The sequence below is a fragment of the Pseudomonas sp. MWU12-2345 genome (assembly GCF_023242385.1).
Taxonomy (GTDB): Bacteria; Pseudomonadota; Gammaproteobacteria; order Pseudomonadales; family Pseudomonadaceae; genus Aquipseudomonas; species Aquipseudomonas gingeri_D.
This window is the reverse complement of the sequence record NZ_JALLJA010000005.1, coordinates 188,979-206,057: the sequence shown is the minus strand read 5'-3', so window position 1 is coordinate 206,057 and position 17,079 is coordinate 188,979. Positions and strand designations below refer to the sequence as shown.

At 62.6% G+C, this 17,079-nt stretch carries 14 protein-coding genes; 4 read left to right on the top strand and 10 right to left on the bottom strand.

Going from position 1 to position 17,079, the window contains the following annotated elements; all coding sequences use genetic code 11:
* Nucleotides 1-21: 21 nt before the first annotated feature.
* Entirely contained in the window at nt 22-906 is an 885-nt protein-coding gene (locus M5C71_RS13085) for a LysR family transcriptional regulator (RefSeq protein ID WP_178129798.1), read from the bottom strand.
* Between the two features lie 108 nt (nt 907-1,014).
* On the opposite strand from M5C71_RS13085, the gene M5C71_RS13080 reads away from it, so the two are divergent.
* Genes M5C71_RS13080 through M5C71_RS13065 form a run of 4 tightly spaced genes read left to right on the top strand, consistent with a single transcriptional unit; the run spans nt 1,015 to nt 4,392 of the window.
* The gene (locus M5C71_RS13080; protein ID WP_103498045.1) at nt 1,015-1,347 is read left to right on the top strand and encodes a multidrug efflux SMR transporter; all 333 of its coding nucleotides are present in this window, start codon (nt 1,015-1,017) and stop codon (nt 1,345-1,347) included.
* 53 nt (nt 1,348-1,400) lie between these two features.
* A complete protein-coding gene (locus M5C71_RS13075; RefSeq protein ID WP_177101410.1) occupies nt 1,401-2,576 on the top strand; it encodes an FAD-dependent oxidoreductase in 1,176 nt (391 codons plus the stop codon).
* A complete protein-coding gene (locus M5C71_RS13070; protein WP_248767992.1) occupies nt 2,573-3,385 on the top strand; it encodes an aldo/keto reductase in 813 nt (270 codons plus the stop codon). The genes M5C71_RS13075 and M5C71_RS13070 overlap by 4 nt, the downstream gene beginning before the upstream one ends.
* Nucleotides 3,386-3,426: 41 nt before the next feature.
* On the top strand, nt 3,427-4,392 hold the full coding sequence (locus tag M5C71_RS13065) for a metal ABC transporter ATPase (RefSeq protein WP_248767991.1): 966 nt from the start codon (nt 3,427-3,429) through the stop codon (nt 4,390-4,392).
* A 160-nt stretch (nt 4,393-4,552) separates the two neighbouring features.
* Here M5C71_RS13065 and hldE read toward each other — a convergent pair whose 3' ends face one another.
* The 9 genes from hldE to waaF form a co-directional block, all read right to left on the bottom strand.
* On the bottom strand, nt 4,553-5,974 hold the full coding sequence (gene hldE / locus M5C71_RS13060; protein WP_103498041.1) for a bifunctional D-glycero-beta-D-manno-heptose-7-phosphate kinase/D-glycero-beta-D-manno-heptose 1-phosphate adenylyltransferase HldE: 1,422 nt from the start codon (nt 5,972-5,974) through the stop codon (nt 4,553-4,555).
* 104 nt (nt 5,975-6,078) lie between these two features.
* The gene (msbA, locus tag M5C71_RS13055) at nt 6,079-7,899 is read right to left on the bottom strand and encodes a lipid A export permease/ATP-binding protein MsbA (RefSeq protein WP_152737709.1); all 1,821 of its coding nucleotides are present in this window, start codon (nt 7,897-7,899) and stop codon (nt 6,079-6,081) included.
* 96 nt (nt 7,900-7,995) lie between these two features.
* On the bottom strand, nt 7,996-9,483 hold the full coding sequence (locus M5C71_RS13050; protein WP_248745313.1) for a hypothetical protein: 1,488 nt from the start codon (nt 9,481-9,483) through the stop codon (nt 7,996-7,998).
* 124 nt (nt 9,484-9,607) lie between these two features.
* On the bottom strand, nt 9,608-11,362 hold the full coding sequence (locus M5C71_RS13045; protein WP_248745314.1) for a carbamoyltransferase: 1,755 nt from the start codon (nt 11,360-11,362) through the stop codon (nt 9,608-9,610).
* 180 nt (nt 11,363-11,542) lie between these two features.
* Nucleotides 11,543-12,985, bottom strand: coding sequence for a lipopolysaccharide kinase InaA family protein (locus M5C71_RS13040; protein WP_248745315.1), 1,443 nt, complete (start codon nt 12,983-12,985; stop codon nt 11,543-11,545).
* Between the two features lie 39 nt (nt 12,986-13,024).
* Nucleotides 13,025-13,831, bottom strand: a complete 807-nt coding sequence (gene rfaP / locus M5C71_RS13035) for a lipopolysaccharide core heptose(I) kinase RfaP (RefSeq protein ID WP_248767990.1) — start codon at nt 13,829-13,831, stop codon at nt 13,025-13,027.
* On the bottom strand, nt 13,828-14,952 hold the full coding sequence (locus tag M5C71_RS13030) for a glycosyltransferase family 4 protein (RefSeq protein ID WP_248767989.1): 1,125 nt from the start codon (nt 14,950-14,952) through the stop codon (nt 13,828-13,830). The genes rfaP and M5C71_RS13030 overlap by 4 nt, the downstream gene beginning before the upstream one ends.
* Nucleotides 14,952-16,010: a lipopolysaccharide heptosyltransferase I gene (gene waaC, locus M5C71_RS13025; protein WP_152737713.1), complete on the bottom strand. Its 1,059-nt coding sequence runs from the start codon at nt 16,008-16,010 to the stop codon at nt 14,952-14,954. The genes M5C71_RS13030 and waaC overlap by 1 nt, the downstream gene beginning before the upstream one ends.
* Nucleotides 16,011-17,045 carry a lipopolysaccharide heptosyltransferase II gene (waaF, locus tag M5C71_RS13020; protein ID WP_152737714.1) on the bottom strand — a complete coding sequence of 345 codons (1,035 nt, stop codon included), beginning with the start codon at nt 17,043-17,045 and terminating at the stop codon, nt 16,011-16,013.
* Nucleotides 17,046-17,079: the final 34 nt, after the last annotated feature.

Below are 17,079 nucleotides of genomic sequence, written 5' to 3'. Positions count from 1 at the left end.
CGACGGAGTTTATCGACTTTTTCAGCCGATCGCCTGCAAGTGCTCGGCAAACCGTTCGGCCAGCCAGCGCGCCGCCGGCCCCAGGGGCTCGTCGCGACGCCAGACCAGTTCAACCACCAGCGCCGGCGGCGTCCATTCGCTGCTCAGCTCGACCATCTGGTTCTGGTACGCCGGATATTGCACCACGTGCCGTGGCAGCCAGGCCCAGCCCAGGCCGCGCATCAACAGCTCGGCCATCACGTAGAAGGAGTCCGCCCGCCAGACCTGCGGACTGAGCTGTTCGTCGCCGGGGTAACCGCTCTGTTGCGGGGAAATAAGCAATTGCCGATGCCGGGCCAGTTGCTGACGGTTGACCCGCAGCGAAGCCGCCAGCGGATGATTGACCGCGCACACCGTGACCATTTCGACACTGCCCAGCGCCCGTCGCTCCAGGGTTTGCGGCATCTGGTCGTGGTGGAACAGCAGGCCCAGGTCCGCCCGTCGCTCCACCAGTTTGCGCGCGACATCACCCTGGGCACCGCTGGCCAGTTGCACCTCGACGCTGGGGTAATGCTCCGACAGCGCTTCCAGACTGTCGAGCACCGGCTGATAGGGCATGGCCTCGTCCTGGGCCAGGCGCAAACAGGCTTCCTCGCCACGCATCAAGGCCAGCGCCCTACCATTGAGACGATCGCACTGGCGCAGCACTTCCCGCGCCTCCTCCAGCAATGCGGCCCCGGCCTCGGTCAACTTCGGCTGGCGGCCGCTGCTACGCTCGAACAGCGTCACCCCCAGATCGGTCTCCAACAGGGCGATCGCATTGCTGACCGCCGACTGCGCCTTGCGCTGCTGGCGGGCCACGGCGGAAAACGAACGCTGCTCGGCAACGCCGACGAACAGGCGCATCTGCTCCAGGTTCCACTGAATACTCATGGGCAACCCATCTTTTTTTCAGATAGGTAATGACTTTACCCCATCTGGTGAGTCTCTAGAATGCCAACCTTATCAGCAGGCCCAAATACGAGAGATTGTCCCATGCACGCTTACTACTACCTGGCCATCGCCATCTGCGCCGAAGTCATCGCCACCGTCTCCATGAAAGCGGTCAAGGGCCTGAGCACGCCGATCCCCTTGTTGCTGATCATCGTCGGTTACGCCATCGCCTTCTGGATGCTGACCCTGGTGGTGCGCACGGTGCCGGTGGGCGTGGCCTACGCGGTCTGGGCCGGGATGGGCATTGTCATGGTCAGCGTCGCGGCGCTGTTTCTCTATGGGCAGAAGCTGGATATCCCGGCGATGCTCGGCATGGGCCTGATCGTGCTCGGCGTGGTGGTGATCCAGCTGTTCTCGAAGACCGCCGGGCACTAGCCCGCTCGCCACCTGTATACTGCGAGCCTTGTCTTGAACACCGAGGTCGCCGCATGCCATCCGCTCTCTCCACCGATGTCCTGATTGTCGGCGCCGGCGTTGCCGGTCTCTGGCTCAACGCGCGCCTGCGCCGCCAGGGGTTTTCGACGGTACTGGTGGAACGCGCCAGCCTCGGCGGCGGACAGAGCCTCAAATCCCAGGGCATCATCCACGGCGGTGCCAAATACGCCCTGCACGGTGCCCTGAGCGGCGCCTCGGAAGCCATCGCCGACATGCCGCGGCGCTGGCGCGAGGCCCTGGCCGGCAACGGCGAGCTCGACCTGTCGGGCGTGCGCCTGCTCTCCGAAGCCCACTATCTGTGGTCTCCCGGCACCCTGGCCGGCAATCTCACCAGCTTCTTCGCCAGCAAGGCCGTGCGCGGTCGGGTCGACCAGGTCAAGGGCGAACAACTGCCGCCCGCCCTGCAAAATCCGCGCTTCAAGGGCAAGGTCTATCGCCTGGCCGAACTGGTGATCGATGTGCCGAGCCTGATCACCCGCCTGGCCGAACTGGCCGGTGACGGCCTGCTGGCCGGCCACGATATCGAACCCCTGCTGGACAACGAGCAACTGGTGGGCCTGCGGGTCGATGGCCGCGATATCCATGCCCAACGCATTGTGCTCAGCGCCGGGGCGGGCAACGCCGCGCTGCTCAAGGCCCTCGGCCTGAGCCAGCCGGCCATGCAGACACGCCCCTTGCACATGGTGCTGGTCAAAGGCCCGAGCCTGAAGCCGTTGTACGCCCATTGCCTGGGCGGCGGGCCCAAGCCACGGATTACCGTGACCACCCATCCGGCGGCCGATGGCCAGTGGGTCTGGTACCTCGGCGGCGATATCGCCGAGGCCGAAGGCGTCGCCCGCGAGCCCGCCGCGCAGATCGCCAGCGCCCAGAAGGAACTCGGCAACCTGCTGCCCTGGGTCGACCTGAGCCAGGCGCAATGGGCCACCTTGCGGGTCGAGCGCGCCGAACCGCTGCAATCGGGCCTGACCCGTCCGGACAACGCCTTCCTCGCCGAACAGGATCGCCTGCTGGTGGGCTGGCCGACCAAGCTGGCCCTGGCGCCGGACTTCGCCGACCGAGTGCTCAAGAGCCTGGAACGCGACGGTATCCGTCCGGGCCCGGCAGCCACCTTGCCCGACCTGCCGAAGCCGACGATGGCGCAAACCCCTTGGGAGCAACTGCTGCCATGAGCCTGCCGACCCTGCACGACCTGCATCGAGCCCTCGGTAGTACCGGCCTGCAGGTGTCCCCCCTGGGCCTGGGCACCGTCAAGCTCGGCCGCGACCAGGGAGTCAAATACCCCAACGGTTTCCAGATTCCCGACGACCAGCAAGCCCGCCAACTGCTGCATCTGACCCGCGATCTGGGCATCAACCTGATCGACACCGCGCCGGCCTACGGTCGCAGCGAAGAACGCCTGGGCCCTCTGCTGCGCGGACAGCGCCAGGAGTGGGTGATCGTCAGCAAGGTCGGCGAAGAGTTCGAAGCCGGCCAGTCGAGCCATGACTTCAGTGCCGTCCATACCCGATTCTCCGTGGAGCGCAGCCTGCAACGCCTGGAAACCGACTTTATCGACCTGGTGCTGGTGCACTCCGACGGCAACGACCTGGCGATCCTCGAACACAGCGAGGTCTACCAGACCCTCGCGGCCTTGAAGGGCGAAGGCAAGATCCGTGCTTTCGGTTTTTCCGGCAAAACCGTCGAAGGCGGCCTGAAGGCTCTGGAACAAGGTGATTGCGCGATGATCACCTACAATCTGAACGAACAGGGCGAGAAGCCGGTCATTGACTATGCTGCTGACCATGGCAAGGCGATCCTGGTGAAAAAGGCCCTGGCCAGCGGCCACGTCTGCCTGGACCCCGGTATCGACCCGGTGCGGGCCAGCTTCGAACTGCTATTTGCACAGCCCGGCGTTGCCAGTGCTATTGTCGGTACCATCAACCCGCTGCACCTTGCCCATAATGTGGCGACGGTGGCCCGGGTCATTCGCCAAAACTGATGCCGCCCAGGCGGCCGACCCCGACGCAAGAAGGAGCCGAGATGCCGCGGACGCTGATACGCAAGAACCCCAGCGACTTCAAGACCCTGCCATTACTCGTCGAGGCGACCCCCGAAGGCTTGAGCTACCAGAGCGTCGGGATGCCGTTGAACTTTGCGCAAACCCTGCACAAACGCAAACCGGTCGCGGTGGACGACCCCGAGCGTTTCACCCTGGAACTGGCCAACCTCGGCGTCTCGGTGCGACTGACCCTGCACTGGCACAACCGCGACTACTGGGTGTTGGTCCGCCAGCGCCGCCAGGATCGCGGCGACGTGGTGCTCAAGCTGATTTCAGGTTATGTGCCGGCCCATGAACTGGCCATTCCGCTGCTCACCGCGATTGCCGAAATCGCCGAAGAGTGCCTGCTGGAAACCCCGGAAGGCTGGCTGACCGGGCGCTTCAACGACACCTGGCTGCCGGCGCCCTACTCCGCGGCGCTGCATTATCGCGAAGCCCTGCCCTTTCGCCTGACGCCCTTGTCCGGCGCGGCAAGGCCGGTACGCTGCGGCGCGCTGCAGTTGATGGAACGACCCCAGACCTACGTGCACCTGCCCACCGCTTCACTGCAGTTGATCTATGACCTGCGGCTCGAGGTCCCCCGCGAGGCCAAATCCCTGAGCCTGTTCCATGTCGACGAACGATTGGAGAACGATCAGTTGGTGGCGCGCCTGGACCGCAGTCGTCCCGATCTGTACCTGATGCCGCTCAAGGACGGACGGCCGTGTGCCGAGCTGTACACCCTGAAAAAGGATCAATTGCACCCGGCCAGCACCCGTGGCCTGTACCTGGCGGAAAGCTTTGCCCGACAGGAAGGCTGGGTGGTGCGCGAGGAGCGGATTCGCTGGAAGGACTGGGTCCGGCAGCAGGGGATGGCGGAGCCTGAAAAGGACTCGAAGATCAGGCGCCTGACCGGCAAGGCCCGGCAGATCCTGCGCAAGATCGTGCCGGTGAAAACCGGGCGCTGACAAAGCAACGGCGAACACATGACCCTTGCAGGAGCCGGCTTGCTGGCGATGACGGCCGCAAGAGCGATGCAAGACTCGCCGGCCTCATCGCCAGCAAGCCGGCTCCTACAGTAAAGGCATTAATGCAGGCCCATACGGATTGAACGGGCCAGGCGCTTAGTCAGTTGCTGCGGATCTTCTCGACAATCGCCGTGGTCGAGCTGTTTTCCACCAGCCCCAGCACTTTCACCGTACCGCCATAGGCCGTCACGATGGAAGCACCGACCACCTGGTCGATCCCGTAGTCGCCACCCTTGACCAGCACATCCGGCTTGACCTGGGCCAGCAGGTTCTCCGGAGTGCCCTCGGGGAAACTGATAACCCAGTCCACGGCACCCAGGCCGGCCAGCACGGCCATGCGCCGATCAACGCTGTTGATCGGACGGCCTGGGCCCTTGAGGCGGCTGACCGAGGCATCGTCATTGACCGCGACGATCAGGCGATTGCCCTGGGCCCGCGCCTGCTCCAGGTAGGTCACGTGACCGGCATGGAGGATATCGAAGCAGCCGTTGGTGAACACGATCGTCTCGTTGTGCGCCCGCGCATCGTCGACCGCCAGCAGCAATTGCTCCAGGCCCAGCACACCGCGCTCGGAACCTTCCTCGCGCTGGATCGCCCGGCGCAGCTCAGGTGCACTGATGGCCGCCGTACCCAGCTTGCCGACCACGATGCCGGCGGCGAGGTTGGCCAAGGCCACTGCGTGGGGCAGTTCTTCGCCCGCGGCAATGGCCGCGGCCAGGGTCGAGATCACCGTATCGCCGGCACCGGTCACATCGAACACTTCACGGGCCCGGGCCGGCAGGTGCAGCGCCGGATGATCGGGGCGCAGCAAGGTCATGCCATGCTCGCCACGGGTCACCAGCAAGGCACCGAGGTCCAGGTCCTGCATCAACTGGGCACCCTTGGCCACCAGTTCATGCTCATCGGCACAACCGCCGACGATGGTTTCGAACTCGCTGAGGTTCGGTGTGATCAGGCTCGCGCCACGGTAGATCGAAAAGTCCTTGCCCTTGGGGTCGGCCAGCACGGGAATACCCCGCGCCCGGGCGGCCTGGATCAGGACCTGATGATTCTTCAAGGCGCCTTTGCCGTAGTCGGACAGCACCAACACCTTGACGCCTTCGAGCAAGCCATCGACTTCAGCCCCCAGGGCCAGCGCATCGGTGGCGAAGGGTTCTTCAAAGTCGATGCGCAGCAACTGCTGGTGACGACTCATGACCCGCAGCTTGACGATGGTCGGCTGGTGCGCAATGCGCTGGAACAGAGCCCGGACCCCGGCGCCCTTGAGGCTGTTGGTCAGGCTGTCGGCGGCCTCGTCGTCACCGGTGACACCCACCAGCGACGCCGGGGCCCCCAGAGCGGCGATGTTCAGGGCAACGTTGGCGGCACCACCGGGGCGATCCTCGATGTGCTCGACCTTGACCACCGGCACCGGCGCCTCAGGAGAAATCCGTGAGGTACCACCATGCCAGTAACGGTCGAGCATGACATCGCCGACCACCAAGACAGGGGCTTGATCGAATCGCGGCATGGACAACTTCATGGAGCAACCCACATACAAATGAACAGGGGCGCGATATTAACACAGGCAAAAGCGCCGACTGCCTCAATAGCAGTCGATAGTCGCGCTCAAACCGGTGAAGCCCCTCAGCAGATACCCACCACCTTGGTCGGGCCCGGCTCGTCACCTTCCTGGAATTCCTTGGCGTGCAGACGAGCGTAATAACCGTTCTGGGCCAACAGCTGAGCGTGGGTGCCGCGCTCGACGATCCGCCCTTCGTCCATCACCAGAATCAGATCGGCCTTCTCGATGGTTGTCAGACGGTGAGCAATTACCAGTGTCGTCCGGTTGCTGACGACGTGATCCAATGCCGCCTGGATATGCCGCTCGGACTCGGTGTCGAGTGCCGAAGTCGCCTCGTCGAGGATCAGCAGCGGCGCGTCCTTGAGCAAGGCCCGCGCAATGGCAATGCGCTGACGCTGGCCACCAGACAACAGCACGCCGTCCTCGCCCACCAGGGTGTCATAGCCTCGCGGCATTTTAATGATGAACTCGTCGGCATAAGCCTCGGTCGCCGCTTTACGCACCTGTTCGGCCGAAGCCCCCGCGAGGTCGCCATAGGCGATGTTGTTGGAGACGGTATCGTTGAACAGCGTGACCTGCTGGGTCACCAGGGCAATGTGGCGACGCAGGTTACGCAAGGTAAAACTCTGGATTTCCTCGCCATCGAGCAGAATCTGTCCCTGCTGGTGTTGATAGAAACGTGGGATCAGGCTGGCCAGGGTAGATTTACCACTGCCCGAACGCCCAACCAGGGCGACCATTTGCCCGGGCTCGACGACAAAGCTGATGTCATCGAGCACCCGCTTGTCGGTATCGGGGTACTGGTAGCTGAGATGACGCACTTCAAGCCGACCTTCGACACGCTCATGCTCGACCGTACCGTCATCGACTTCCGCAGGCTCGTCGAGCTGCTCGAAGATACTCTCGGCACCCGCGACCCCTTTCTGGATGGTCGAGCTGACTTCAGAGAGCTGGCGAATCGGCTTGGGCAACAGGCCAGCCATGGTGATATAGGCCACCAGGTCGCCCGGCGAAGCATCGCCGCGCAGGTACAGCACCAGGAACATCACCACGGCCATGGCGGTGTAGGTCACCAGCTGCAGCGTCGGCGTATAGATGGCCCCGGTCTTGGTCATTGCCAATTGCTTGTCGGTATTGCGCTGGCTGGACTGCTCGAAACGCAGTTTCTCGTAGGTTTCGCCACCAAAGCTGCGCACGACCCGGTAACCATGGATCGTTTCGGAAGTTACATGGGTGACATCGCCCATCGAGACCTGGATCTTCTTGCTTTGCTTGCGGAACTTGCGGGCGGTGCTGTTCACCATCATCCCGATCACCGGCAGTATCGCCAGCATGACCAGGGTAAGCTTCCAATTCATCCAGACCAGGGTACAGAACAGGAAGACCACGGTCATGCCTTCGCGAATGACCACCTTGATCGCATCGGTGGCGGCGCCCGTGACCATGGTCACATTGAAGGTGATGCGGGAGATCAGATGCCCGGAGTTGTGCCTGTCGAAGAAGCGATTAGGCAATTCCAGCAGCTTATTGAACAGGACGATGCGCAAATCGTGGACCAGCCCCAGGGAAACCCGGGCCAGAAAGAAGTTGCCCAGATAAGAACCCACGCCCTGCCAGACTGCGATCAGCACAATCATCATCGGCACGGTTTCAAGCAGTTGCAGCTTGCCGAAATAGGGATTGCCCGGGAACAGCGCCGCCTCGGGATTGGCCAGGCCATCGACAAAGTACTTGAGGATGTACGCCAGCATCGGCTGGGTAGAAGCGAAAATCAGGAACCCAACGATGCTCAGAGCAAACAGACCCACGTAGGGCCTTACGTAACTCAGAAGACGGAAATAGATCGCCAGCGTGGACTGGGCTTGGGTTTCAGGACTGCTCATGGGAATCCGCGCGAATCAGTGAGAACGGGATAATATCACACCCCCTTTTCTGACCAATGAAGATGACGGCAGGCAGGCCTGCCGTCAGCTTGAAGTCTACTTGCCGATCACCAGTACGGTGGCGCCCTTGCGATTGGCGAAGCGGGCAATAATGCGCATTTCGCGCCCGACCAGCCAATCGCTCAACCAGGGCTCGTCCCCCTTGGCCTCGATCAGGAAATAGCGATAACGCTCCGCCTGCTCCGCAGACATCGCCTCCTCACGGGTCACCGTGGGGTATACATACCCGCGCCCGGCGTAATAACTGATGCGTCCGTCATCGTAGTAGGCCGATGCACCGGGCTCCATATTGGCAGCCACCCAATGACCCGCCTCGATATATTGGGTCTTTTTTGCCCCGATGGTGATCACGTTGGACAGCGCCAACAGCAGGCCGATCACCAGCACGACCTTGCCCAATCGTGGGAACCGCCGGGCGAATACCACCAGGGCCATGGCCAGCGCGGGGACGAACAACAGGTTCAGAAAGCTTACATAGCGACCGATCATGAACTGCTGCTTGATAAAGAACAGCATCAGGACCACGCAGTAGAGCAAGGCGGCCCAGACGAACGGGCGGTACTGACGCCAGTAAATCCCCAGCACGCCCCAGCTACCGCGATAAAGGAAGGAGGCGCCGAAAACCCCCATCATCTTCACAAAAAGAATCGCCACCGTCGCCAGCAGGCCAAAGAAGATGATCTGTCCGGCATCAGATCTGGAATAGGTGTGACTCAAGGTGTTGGCAAACTGCTGGGACAGCAAGTTGAAAGAGGCAAAGACATTCCGCGGATTGATCATATCCAGGTACGCCTGGACACGAACCGATGAGAGCCCCCCCTTCATCGAGAGCACAGCCACTGCCAGGATCAACCCCAGCATCGGCAGCAACGCGAACTGCAGGAACTGCTTGCGCCGCTCGCTCGACCAGAGGTTCGGCAGCTGCCACAAGCCCAGGGCAGCCCACAGCAGTACCGCCTCGAGCCGGAACAGCAGGGCCGCCACAATGGCCATATGCATGCTGGCCGCACGCAACCAACCGCCGCGCGCCTGCCAGCGCAAGGCCAACCAGAGCGTCAGGGTACAGAAGAACCAGAAGCCGAACTCACGCAGGATGTCATCACGATCCTGGTTGACCGCCGGCATTGCCAGTACCACCAGGCAGGCCCAGCGTGCGGCTTCCGGCGTGCGTTGGCGCACACAGTCGACCACCAGCGCGCAGGTCCCGGCCAGGAGAAAAGCGCACCACAAATGGGCGATTGTCTCGAACGGCAGGGGCAGGACCACGTGGGTCCCGGCAATCAGCAAGGTGAACCACGGCCAGTCGAACGACTGGAAGGCCAGCTTCGGCCCCTGCTCCGTGACACCCTGGGCAATCGTCATGTAAAAGGCCGCATCGCGACCGATCGTCACCAACCCCATCACCGCGATCAGGGAAAGCAGCAGGCTCCCCAGGAAAGCCACTCGAACCGGATACTCATTGATACTCCTGGAGACCAATGCCACTGCCTTGCCGCCGATACCCACCACCTTGCCGCCCCTCAATACCAACGCAATCCTTGCGTAACGAAATTCCGTCAAACTTCACCCATTGGATTGCATGACCCAACCCAATCCCCATGACCCCCATCAGCGTCGCCGAACCACAATGACGACGCCCCTCGACGGATCAGAACTCGGGATACTCATTGGCGCCATCCTTGACCACAAGGATGTCTTCCATGATCAAGTACTGCAGGTCCGAGCCGAAGAACATGTTCAGGGCATCGGTCGGCGAGCAGATCATCGGTTCGCCACGACGGTTCAGCGAGGTGTTCAGGGAGACACCATTACCGGTGAGTACCTCCAGCGCCTTCATCATGTCGTAGTAGCGCGGGTTGTATTCGCGCTTGAGCACCTGGGCCCGAGAAGTACCGTCTTCATGGACGACTTCCGGCACACGGGTCTTCCACTCTTCAGCCACTTCGAAAGTGAAGGTCATGAACGGCGCCGGATGATCGATCTTGATCATCTGTGGGGCCACGGTGTCGAGCATCGACGGGCAGAAAGGCCTCCAGCGCTCGCGAAACTTGATCTGGTGGTTGATCCGATCCGCCACGCCGGCGATGCTCGGGCAACCGATGATCGAACGCCCCCCCAGGGCCCGCGGACCGAACTCCATGCGGCCCTGGAACCAGGCCACCGGATTGCCATCGACCATGATCTTGGCGATCTGCTCCGGCATGTTCTCGAGCTTGCGCCACTTCGGCGCGTTCTCGTGACGCGCGCAGGCGGCGATCACATCTTCGTTGCTGTAGGACGGGCCGAGATAGACGTGCTCCATCTTCTCCACCGGCACACCGCGGGCATGGGACACATAGGCCGCAGCGCCCACCGCCGTACCGGCGTCGCCAGAAGCCGGTTGCACGAACAGCTCCTTGACGTCGTCGCGGGCGATGATCTTCTGGTTCAGCTTGACGTTCAGCGCGCAACCGCCGGCGAAGGCCAGCTTGCCGGTTTCCTTGAGAACATCACCCAGGTAGTAGTCGATCATCTGCAGCGAGATCTTCTCGAACAGCGCTTGCATGCTGGCCGCGTAGTGAATGTAGGGCTCGTCGGCAATATCGCCTTCGCGCTTGGGGCCCAACCATTCGATCAGTTTCGGCGAGAAGTAGAAGCCCTTGCCCTTTTCCTTGTAGCGACGCAGGCCGACGACGTTGGCGTAGTCGGTGTTGATCACCAGCTCGCCGTTTTCGAAGGAGGCCAGGCGCGAGAAGTCATACTGGCTAGCATCGCCGTAAGGGGCCATGCCCATCACCTTGAATTCGCCGTCGAGCATTTCAAAGCCGAGGAACTCGGTGATCGCACCGTACAGGCCACCCAGGGAGTCCGGATCGAAGAACTCCTTGATCTTGTGGATCTTGCCGTTTTCGCCGTAGCCGAAGAAGGTCGTGGCGTACTCACCCTTGCCGTCGATACCGAGGATCGCGGTTTTCTCTTTGAAACCGGAACAGTGGTAGGCGCTGGAGGCGTGGGCCAGATGGTGCTCGACCGGCTCGATCTTGACTTTCTTCGGATCGAAGCCCAGTTGCTCCAGGCACCAGACGATCTTGTTGCGATAGCGCTTGTAGCGGCGGTTGCCCATCAGGATCGCGTCAAGGGCGCGATCCGGGGCGTACCAGTAACGCTTGGCATAGTGCCAGCGAGCCTTTCCGAACAGGCTGATGGGAGCGAACGGAATCGCCACCACATCAACGTCGGACGGTTTGATACCCGCCTGCTCCAGGCAGAACTTCGCCGATTCGTAGGGCATGCGGTTCTTTGCATGCTTGTCGCGTACGAAGCGTTCTTCTTCGGCCGCTGCAATCAGCTTGCCGTCGATGTACAGCGCTGCGGAGGGATCATGACTAAGGGCGCCGGACAGGCCGAGAATCGTCAATGCCACAGGGGTCTAGCCTCTCAAAGTCCATATGCAGGCGACAAGGCGCCCGAAAAAATGTGTGCCGCCAAAGGAGTGGCAAGCAACTAAAGGGCGGGATTATAGCAAGGATTATCAATGCGGGAGCTGAGAGCAGGCAGACGATCACTCTGGTTTCATCTACCCGCTTCGCCCGCCGCAGACGCATCAGCCCTGGAGGCGGGGCAAACGCTGATCAATCAATTGATACAAAGTGCTGCTCGGCGGCCAGTTGCGCATAAAGCGCGCCCGATCACGGGCATAAGCCTTGGCGAAGCTATGGGCCGAGGTATGTTGGCGCATCGAGTCCAGGTCGATCAGGGTCCAACGGTCATCCTGCCAGAACAGGTTATGCCCCTTGAAATCACCGTGGCTGATACGCTCGCGGATCAACTCGGCAAACAGTTGCTCCAGCGCCGTGAGCTCGGCCGGCGGCACTGCGCCCGACTCCACGTACGGCGCAAAACGCTCGATCACATCAGGCCCGGAAAGGTGTTCCGTGAGCAGATAGGCGCGGCTGCGCAGCCAGAAGAACCGCCGCTCCAGCACCGCGAGCGGCCTGGGCGTGGCGATCCCGAGGAACGCCAGGCGATTGCCCTCGCGCCAGGAGTGCCAGGCCCGGCTCGGCCGCCAGAAACGCTTGAGCCAATGACCGACCCCCTTGATGTTGTAGCGCTTGAGCACCAACGGGCGGCCACCGACATCGACTCGCCCGACCGTGGCTGTTCCGCCGTTCTTGTACAAGGGCCCTTGGGCGAGCAGTGCATCGGCTTGCTCCAGCACCGGCGCCAGCGCTGCTTCTTCTTCGCGACGAATGGCCCGCAGGCCAAAGGCCCCGCTCCGAACACTGAACAGCGAACAGTCCCGGGCGACCTTGCCGAGGAAGTCCTTCAGGCGCCAGCCACGGACCTTGTCCACCTGTTTGAGCAACGCCTCCAGCGGTAGCGCATGTTCGCCATTGCTCAGCAGGTAATGCACCAGCAGCTCTTCGATAAACGGCTCGAACGCCTTGGGCAACTGGGCGAAAAACACCCCGAGGTTCTCCAGAACCTTCTGCCGTGACAACGGCTGGCCCGGCTGTTCGGCACGTATTCCGGCACCGTCGATCAGATACAGCTTGCCGTCATGGCGCAGCAGATTGTCCAGGTGCAGATCTTCCTGCCACAGGCCCTTGCCGTGCATCTGCGCAATGACGCCCAGCGCCTCGGCCAGTACCTGTTGCTGTTCGTCGGCCAACAACGGCAGCGATTCAACCTTGCTCCAGGCCTCGCCCAGGCTCTCGGCACCTTCGAGAAACTCGAACAGCAACCAACCGCCCTCGCCCTCTTTCAAACCGTCGACCAACAACAGCGGCGTGGTCAGGCCCTGCTCGGCCAACAGCCGAACACCCTGCAATTCACGCTGGAAGTGCCGTGGCGCCTTGTTGCCCACCAGTAATTTGGCCAGCACCGGACGTCCACGCCAAACCCCGGCGCCGACATAACGCTGACCGGGCAACACACGCAACAGACTCAGCAACTGCAGCTGCGCACGGCCGGCGGCATCCGCCAACTCCAGGTCCAGGGGCAAAGCCGGAGCCCGTCCGGCCGCTTTCAATTCAGATAAACGCATCAACCCCATCCTTCGCCAAACGACGCAAGCGCAGCGACATCAGAGCGCGCCGCCGTAGCGCAGTTTGCGCTGGTAAAGTTTTTCCGCCTTGCGCTCGAGCAAGGCCAGCAACGCGGCTTCATCGCGCAGGATCTGGCGCAGCGGCTGGCGGAAATAGCCTTTCAGGAAACGCAGCAGGTCGCGCCGGCTCAGGCCGATATCCAGCACCGAGAAATACAGCGCCGCCAGGTCCTTGTTGCGCCAGCGCGCGGGGATCGCCGCGCGGGTCTGGGCACGGTGCAGGTCGATGACCGAAAGCTTGAGGTCCTCGGCCGTCACCGGTTTGTCGGTATGCAGCAGGAAATGGCAGATATAGCAGTCGCGATGATTGACCCCGGCGCGATGCATCATGCCGGTCATGCGCGCCACTTCGGCGATCAGCGCGCGCTTGAGCTTTGGCTCCGGCGGCTGCTTGGGCCAGTCCATGCTGAAGTCTTCGAGACTGATGGTCGGCGCCAGTTCCTCCGTGACGATAAACGAATGCTGGTCCGCCGGATTGCTGCCACGCTCGCCATAAGCCACGGCGGTCATGGTCGGCACCGCGACTTCCTGCAGGCGCTGGATCGCCCGCCACTCCTGCCCCGCGCCGAGGACCGGCAACTTGGCGGTCAACAGGTTCTTGAAAATCTCGCGCCAGCCGATGCCACGGTGGATCTTGACGAAATAACCACGGCCGTCGACTTCCGTACGCAAGGTCCGTCGCGCTTCCAGCTCACGGTAAACCACACCCTCCAGGCGCTCGACCTCGGCGAACGCATCGCGTCCAGCCCACAAGCGCTTGAACGGTTCGGCCAGGATCAGCTTCATTGCGGTAGTTCCCCCAGGATCACGTCCGCCGCGCGCTGCGGCATGCTGTAGAGGTCAGCGGTCTCGGCGTAGCTCAGGCCATGCTGGCTCCACGCCTGGCGCGCGGCCTGATCGGACAACATCCGCTCCAGGTATTGATTGAGCTGGGACTGCTCGAACGGTTCGTCCAGCACCAGGCCGCAGTCGGCCTCGGCGATGTAGCGGGCATAACCGCAGACCGCGGTCACCAGCACCGGCAACCCGGCCACCAGGGCCTCAAGCAGCACCGTACCGGTATTTTCGTTGTAGGCCGGATGGATCAGCAGATCGGCTCCCAACAGGAAGCGCGGGATATCGCTGCGCCCCATGAGGAATTGCACACGCTCGCCCAATCCCAGCGCAGCACTCTGCGCCTGGAAGGTCTTGGGGTCGTCCTGGCCAATGACAAACAGCCGGGTGCGTTCTTTCAGGGCCGGCGGCAACGCGGCCAGGGCCTTGAGGCTGCGATCGAGCCCCTTGGTCTTGAACCCGGAACCGATCTGCACCAGCAGCAGCTCATCGTCCGCCAGCTTGAACTCGCGGCGGAACTCGGCGCGGATTTCGGCGGCATTCGCCGGCGCCCGACGGTCCAGGGAAATGCCCGGCGACAGCAGGTGGAAACGCTCCGGCGGGGTGTCGTAGTGTTTGACGAACAACGGCTGCTGGACTTCGGAGATCATCAGGATTTCAGTCTTCGCCTCCCTGGCGAACACCGCCCGCTCATACTCGGCGAAATGCTGATAGCGGCCCCAGAGGCGATAGAGCGAATGACGCTGGTTCTGCGCCTTGTCTTCGAAGCAACCGTCGGCAGCATAATAGACGTCCAGATCAGGCATCTTGTTGAAGCCGATCAGCCGTGCCACTGGCCGCTTGGCCAGGTCGGCCTTTACCCAGGCACTGAACCTGGCGTAACGCCGATGATTGAACAACGCCTTGACCGGCACCATCACCACTTCGAAGCCGGGCGGGATATCGCCCTCCCAGAACAGGCTGTAGACGCGGATCTGGTGCCCGCGCTGCTGGCATTCCAGGGCAATGCGCATGAAGTCACGCTGCAATCCGCCAAACGGAAAGTACTTGTACAGGACAAAAGCCAATTGCATCAGTGCCGCTCCTCAGCCATTAACAGCGCGCTCAATCGGCTTGCCACCCGTTCGGGATTCAAACGGGTGAAGCACAGAGGCAACTCGCGCTTCAGATCGAAGCGCTGCTGGTCCTCCGCTGTCGGAACGTAGGTGCATTTCTTTTGAAGACAAGGCGCGCAGGGGAAGTTGCTCGCCAGATGAATCTGCGACCGGCCGTAGGCACCGGTCAGGATCGAGCTGGTCGGACCGAACAGCGACAGCGTCGGCACATCCAGCGCGGCGGCCAGGTGACCGAGGCCGGTATCCACCGCCACGCAGGCAGTGGCGGCGGCCAGTACCTTCGCAACCCCGGCCAGGTTCAGCCTGGGCAGCACCACGACATGCTTCAGGTTGCGCGCAATCCGCTCGGCCCTGGCCTTTTCCTCGGCATTGCCCCAGGGCAGTTTCACCGGTACACCCAACTGACCGAGGCGCACGGCCAGTTCGCGCCAATAGGCTTCCGGCCAGTGCTTGGTGTCCCAGGTGGTGCCATGCAGGAACACCACAAAAGGCTTGCGCGGCAACTCGACCAGCTTGTCGGCATCCAGGCCGTAATCGCCCATACCCCTGGGCAGGTCATAACCCAGCGCCAAGGCAAACAACTGACGCATGCGATCAACCGCATGCTGATTGCGCGACACCGCCAGGCGCCGCGAATAAAAGCGGCTGGCCAGGGGTTCGCGGGCCGACTGTTTGTCCGGGCCGGCCACCGGGGCCTTGGCATAACGGGTCAGCAAAGCGCTTTTCACCAGGCCCTGGGCATCGATCACCAGATCGTACGGCTGGGCCCGCAGGCTCTCCTTGAACCGCCGCCACTCGCCACTCTTGAGGGTCTGCCAGATATTCTTGCGCCAGCGGCGGATCGCCACCGGAATCACCTTGTCCACCGCCGGGTGCCAGCTCGGCAGTTCGGCGAAACCTTCCTCGACCACCCAGTCGAAACGGATGCCGGGAATCGCCCGCGCGGCATCGGTAAGGGCCGGCAAGGCATGAATGATATCGCCCAGGGAAGAGGTCTTGACCAGCAATACGCGCAATTAATGGACCTCGACCGCAGTGCCGTGCAAACGCTGCAAGGCTTCGTTCACCGGGGTCGGCTCAAGCTGACGCAGGCAGTTGTAATGGCCGAAGCGGCAGGTCCGGTCGAAGCAGGGGCTGCACTCCAGGCCCAGGCGGACAATTTCCACCTGGTCCGCCAACGGCGGGGTGAAACCCGGCGAAGTCGAGCCGTAGATCGCCACCAGCGGGCGGTTCAACGCGGCAGCGACGTGCATCAACCCCGAATCGTTGGAAACCACCGCATCGGCGCAAGACATCAGGTCGATGGCCTCGGCCAGGGATGTGGCGCCACTGAGGTTGACCGCCTCCTCGCGCAGCCCGGGAATCAGGCGCTGACGAATGTCTTCGCCGACCCCATGATCGTTCTTCGAACCGAACAGCCAGACCTGCCAACCTTCACGAATCCGCGCCTCGGCGACTTTCGCGTAATGCTCCGACGGCCAGCGCTTGGATTCGCCGAACTCGGCCCCCGGGCACAGCGCCAGTACCGGGCGATCCAGGCTCAGCTCGAACTTGGCCAGCGCGGCCTCGCGGCTGGCCGGGTCGATCTGCAAGCTCGGCCGTGGATAAGGCGTCGGCAGGCTTTCACCCGGCTCATAGGCCAGGGCCATGAATCGCTCGATCATCAGCGGATAACGTTCCTTATCCAGCTTGCGGACATCGTTGAGCAGGCCATAGCGAAACTCGCCACGCCAGCCTGTGCGCTTCGGCACGCCGGCAAAAAACGGCACCAGCGCCGACTTCAGCGAGTTGGGCAACAGGATCGCCTGGTCGTACCGGCCGGCCAGGGACTTGCCGATGCGCCGCCGCGTGGCCAGCTCCAGCGCGCCGTGGCCGAGCGGAAAGCTCAAGGCGGCCCGCACCTCGGGCATGCGCTCAAGGATCGGGCGGCTCCACTCCGGGGCCAGCACATCGATCTCGCACTGCGGATGACGCTGCTTCAGGCACTGGAACAGTGTCTGAGCCATCACCATGTCACCGACCCAGCTGGGCCCAACGATCAGAATATTCATAGGCTTCCACAAACGATGCGGGGAGGCTTATGCC

Excerpts from the sequence above, each read along its gene's own strand:
- M5C71_RS13080 (WP_103498045.1), top strand. The coding sequence starts at position 1,015 with ATGCACGCTTACTACTACCTGGCCATCGCCATCTGCGCCGAAGTCATC.
- M5C71_RS13075 (WP_177101410.1), top strand. The coding sequence starts at position 1,401 with ATGCCATCCGCTCTCTCCACCGATGTCCTGATTGTCGGCGCCGGCGTT.
- M5C71_RS13070 (WP_248767992.1), top strand. The coding sequence starts at position 2,573 with ATGAGCCTGCCGACCCTGCACGACCTGCATCGAGCCCTCGGTAGTACC.
- M5C71_RS13065 (WP_248767991.1), top strand. The coding sequence starts at position 3,427 with ATGCCGCGGACGCTGATACGCAAGAACCCCAGCGACTTCAAGACCCTG.
- hldE (WP_103498041.1), bottom strand. The coding sequence starts at position 5,974 with ATGAAGTTGTCCATGCCGCGATTCGATCAAGCCCCTGTCTTGGTGGTC.
- msbA (WP_152737709.1), bottom strand. The coding sequence starts at position 7,899 with ATGAGCAGTCCTGAAACCCAAGCCCAGTCCACGCTGGCGATCTATTTC.
- M5C71_RS13040 (WP_248745315.1), bottom strand. The coding sequence starts at position 12,985 with ATGCGTTTATCTGAATTGAAAGCGGCCGGACGGGCTCCGGCTTTGCCC.
- rfaP (WP_248767990.1), bottom strand. The coding sequence starts at position 13,831 with ATGAAGCTGATCCTGGCCGAACCGTTCAAGCGCTTGTGGGCTGGACGC.
- M5C71_RS13030 (WP_248767989.1), bottom strand. The coding sequence starts at position 14,952 with ATGCAATTGGCTTTTGTCCTGTACAAGTACTTTCCGTTTGGCGGATTG.
- waaF (WP_152737714.1), bottom strand. The coding sequence starts at position 17,045 with ATGAATATTCTGATCGTTGGGCCCAGCTGGGTCGGTGACATGGTGATG.